General features: G+C 63.7%; 1 pseudogene. It reads right to left on the minus strand.

The window, feature by feature from the left end:
- A pseudogene (locus tag SB751_RS33450) lies at positions 1 to 251 on the minus strand (phosphoserine phosphatase SerB); the annotation flags it as partial.

Below are 251 nucleotides of genomic sequence, written 5' to 3' on the forward strand. Positions count from 1 at the left end.
CGACGCTTCGGTGATCTCCGCGACCTGCGTTTTCAGCCCGCAGAAGTCGGCGATCTCGTCGATGCATTCGATCGTGATCAGCGTCGAATCCATGTCCATCACGACGAGCCCGAAATCGCCGAGCGTGCGCCCGGCATCGACGAAGCCGAAGTCGAGCGCGTGCGTGCCGCAGTACGCGTCGATATCGAGCCGCTGCGCGGGATTCGCGTTTTCGATGCGCAGCGCGTGATCGTCGGTCTGCACGATGCGGG

The organism is Cupriavidus sp. SIMBA_020 (assembly GCF_046535395.1).
GTDB lineage: Bacteria > Pseudomonadota > Gammaproteobacteria > Burkholderiales > Burkholderiaceae > Cupriavidus > Cupriavidus campinensis.